Raw genomic sequence first — 3,587 nt, 5'->3', positions numbered from 1 at the left:
GTGTTGATACCCTCCATCCCCGGCGATCTGGATTCGCTCGGCCGGGCGATTACCGCGGCACAAAAGGCCGGCGTCGCCTTCATTGCCGATCCCGTGCTCGACCCGATCCATTTCGGCTTCGCCGTTTCACTCGGGCGCTTCATCGAGGCGCGGCGCCGTTGGCCGGACATCGAATTGCTGATGGGCACCGGCAATCTCACCGAATTGACCGACGCCGACAGTTCCGGCGTTACAGCCGTGCTAGCGGGGCTCTGCTCGGAACTCCGGATCCGGAACGTGCTGACGGTGCATGTCAGCCCACACACGGTGCGGACGATCGAGGAGCACGATATCGCCCGCCGCGTCATGTTGGCTGCTTGCACGGACGGCGCGTTGCCGCGCGGCTATCACCCAGGCCTGTTGCAGGTCCACGATCGCAAGCCTTTCACAGCCTCAACCGACGATATCGAGGCATTGGCGGCCCAGGTGCGCGATGCCAACTTCCGGATCGCGGTAGCGGAGGACGGCATCCATGTTTTCAATAGCAAAGGGCATGCGGTTGCCACGGATGCGTTCGAACTTTTTGCCTGGCTGGACGTCAACGCCGACGGCGCACACGCTTTTTACCTCGGCGCGGAACTGATGAAGGCGGAGATCGCGTGGCGGCTCGGCAAGCGTTATGTGCAGGACGAGCCGCTCGCATGGGGCGTTGCCGCGCCGGCACCCGAAACCGACCGTACCCGTCTTGCCGAGCCGGGCAAGACGCTCCGCGCAAGGAAAGAGCGCTAGGACCATGCCCTACATTCGCGAATCGATCATCACGACGGTCAATAAGGCAGGCAACGTCCACATCGCGCCGATTGGCATCATTGCCGAGAATGACGGTTGGGTTATCGCGCCGTTCCGGCCGTCGGTCACGCTCGACAATCTCGCCGAAGTGCCGTTCGCCATCGCCAATTATACTGACGACGCGCGTGTCTTTGCCGGCTGCCTGACAGGCCGCAAGCATTGGCCAACCGTTCCGGTTGACGGGTTCCCGGTGCCGAGGCTCGAGGCGGCGCTGGCGTATTCGGGCCTCGAAGTCCGGGCGGTCGATGACAATGGTGTGCGCCCCCGCCATTTCTGCCGCGTGGTGCGGGAGGAAACGCTCGCGCCGTTCACCGGCCTCAACCGAGCCAAGGCGGCGGTGCTTGAGCTGGCCATCCTGGTCAGCCGGCTCGGCATGCTGCCGCGCAACAAGATCGAGGCGGAAATCGCCTACCTTTCGATCGCCATCGAAAAGACGGCAGGCGACGGTGAAAAGGAAGCCTGGGGCTGGCTGATGCAGCGTGTCAGCGATCACTTGACCGCCAAAGGTTCGGATAGCGAGGACTCGCGAGCATAGGCGCGAGCGCCGCAACCTGCTTACGAAGGATATCCCGCCAAAAGCGCCACTGCGGACGCAGGTGCCGCGCTGCTCGCTTGCCCGCGAACAGTGTCATCGGCGGGGATGATGTCGGCGAAATCGACGTAACTGCGTTCCATGCGTTCGGCCAGCCGCCTGATCTGCCAGCGACCGCTTCCGGCGCCGACGATCGGGACATCCCGAGACAGGGTTCCGGCAACCAGCGCCGCTGCATCGTGCACTTTGCGCAGTTGCTGCTCGCTGAACCAGCGCGCGACTTCACCCCATTCCGGCGGGGTGAGGTCGGTGGCGTCGCGCCCCACCATGCGCGCCAGCCGCGCGATCGAGCCGTCCACAGTCTTTTCCTTGCCGTCGGCGGGAGGGTGCCTGTCGTCGTCCTCGTCGAGCACGCCCAGGATGCGGTGAGCGTCGGCGATCGAGGCGAAATATTCGTTCATCAGCGGCGTTAGCCTGCCATGGACGGGAGCCGACGAGGCTACGCCGAACAGGAATGTCCTGGTAAAGCCGGTATAGACCAATTCGCCGGTTAGAAGCCGTCCGGCATCGGTGTAGCCGTCATTGGCCACGGCGCCGTTCTTGATGGCGATAATATCGGTGGTGGTGGAGCCCATGTCGACGAACAGGGCATCGCCGGCGAGTTTTGCCACCAACAAGGCTGTCGCGTGCCAATTGGCGGAAGCCACATCGGCGGTCAGCTGCGCTGCCCGCTCGACTCCGACGAAACCGGATGGTCCGGCATAGACCAGCTTTTTGTCTGCGGGGAAATGGGTGGAAATCTGACCCAGCAGAGCCGCCACGCCGGCATCGCGGGACGGAAAGATGTCCGACAGTTCGCCCGTCATGGTGAATGCGTTGAGATCCGCACCCGCGTAGATCGGAGCCGTTTCGTCGAGGGCTGAAGCCAGCTTGTCCAACCCTTGCCAGAGCGGCGTTGCGATCGTTACCGCCTCGACGATGCGACCGTCTTGTGCGCGGGTCACCTTCAGATGCGCGCCGCCAATGTCGAAACCGGCAATGATGCCCTTTCTTTTTTCCACGCTTCAAGCTTTCATGACGGGGGCAATTGGTCGGTGAAAAAGCGTTGCGTATCATTCCGGTTCTCGACCTGAAAGACGGCGTGGTGGTTCGCGCCCAGCAGGGAAAACGCGATCGCTACAGGCCGATCGTTACGCCGCTCAGCCGAAGCCCTGATGTGGTCGCGGTCGCTGAAGGACTGCGTGGGCTTTATCCTTTTTCCACCTTCTACATCGCAGATCTGGACGCTATCGAAGGCGGAGCGCCAAACAGCGACGCACTCGCCCGGCTGAGGACGATGGCGGAGCCGCCGGAACTTTGGGTCGATGCCGGCGTGGCCGACGAAAAGACACTTTTGGCGGCGCTTGCCGAACGCTCGCTGTCTCCTGTTCTGGGCTCTGAATCGCAGCGAGACGACATGTTGCTGCGGCGTTTTCGCGATCATCCCGATCTCATCCTGTCCCTTGATTTCGTCGGCGATAGTTTTTGCGGGCCGCGTTCTCTTCTCGATGAGCCCGAGCTTTGGCCGCAAAAGGTGATTGTCATGACGCTGGCCAAGGTCGGTGCGGCCGCCGGTCCCGACTTCGGGCGGTTGCAGGAGGTCAAGGCCAAGGCCGGAAATCGCGCTGTCATTGCGGCCGGCGGTGTCCGCGACGAGAACGACATCAGGGCCTTGTCCGCCATGGGCGTCGCCGCGGCACTGGTCGCAACCTCATTGCACAACGCTACGCTCACGCCCGGCCACCTCGCGTCACTCGGCGCCTGATCGTCGTTGCTCGTCAGCTCCCGAAGGGCGTGCGCCCTTCGGGAGCTGACGTTTCAAAAGCCCAGAACCTTTTTCAGCCGGCGCAACAGACCATCCGTCTCAGAAGAGGGTTTTTCCTGTGCGGGGCTGTCTCTTGTCTAGGCTGCGAACGGATGCTTGACCTTGTCGCGCTGGGCCGTTGCTTCGGCGGCGGTCGGGGTTCCTGCAACGGCGCGCTGGATGGCTTCCTTTGTCGCCTCGTAATTGTATTTCTGGATCTTGGCGTCGTCCGCCGCGTCCCAATGGATGAATACCCCGACGCAGATGAACACGTCGTCTGCTTCGTTGGCCGGAATGGTCCCGTCCGCAACGCTGTCCTGCACGGCCTTTGCCACGGCGTGCTGCGCCGGGCCGAACATCTGGACCGCCTGTTTGGCACCCTTG

General features: G+C 63.0%; 4 protein-coding genes and 1 pseudogene. 3 read left to right on the top strand and 2 right to left on the bottom strand.

The genetic code is table 11. The features are described 5' to 3' along the window. Window positions 1-768: pseudogene (locus EN884_RS29650) on the top strand (dihydropteroate synthase); the annotation flags it as partial. 4 nt (window positions 769-772) lie between these two features. Then, a complete protein-coding gene (locus tag EN884_RS29645) occupies window positions 773-1,363 on the top strand; it encodes a DUF447 domain-containing protein (protein WP_063167853.1) in 591 nt (196 codons plus the stop codon). A gap of 20 nt (window positions 1,364-1,383) precedes the next feature. Here EN884_RS29645 and EN884_RS29640 read toward each other — a convergent pair whose 3' ends face one another. Beyond that, window positions 1,384-2,421 (bottom strand): hydantoinase/oxoprolinase family protein, encoded by a 1,038-nt coding sequence (locus EN884_RS29640; RefSeq protein WP_024504387.1) that lies wholly within the window; start codon window positions 2,419-2,421, stop codon window positions 1,384-1,386. Between the two features lie 44 nt (window positions 2,422-2,465). Between EN884_RS29640 and EN884_RS29635 the strand changes: the two genes are divergently transcribed. After that, window positions 2,466-3,164: a HisA/HisF-related TIM barrel protein gene (locus EN884_RS29635; RefSeq protein WP_063167854.1), complete on the top strand. Its 699-nt coding sequence runs from the start codon at window positions 2,466-2,468 to the stop codon at window positions 3,162-3,164. A 137-nt stretch (window positions 3,165-3,301) separates the two neighbouring features. Here the strand turns inward: EN884_RS29635 and fae are convergent. After that, the coding region (fae, locus tag EN884_RS29630; protein WP_128360904.1) for a formaldehyde-activating enzyme at window positions 3,302-3,587 on the bottom strand (286 nt) is incomplete at its 5' end.

The organism is Mesorhizobium sp. M7A.F.Ca.AU.001.01.1.1, assembly GCF_004022735.1.
Lineage (GTDB): Bacteria > Pseudomonadota > Alphaproteobacteria > Rhizobiales > Rhizobiaceae > Mesorhizobium > Mesorhizobium ciceri.
Note: the sequence above shows the minus strand (reverse complement) of the source record. Positions and strands in the feature narration are given on the sequence as shown.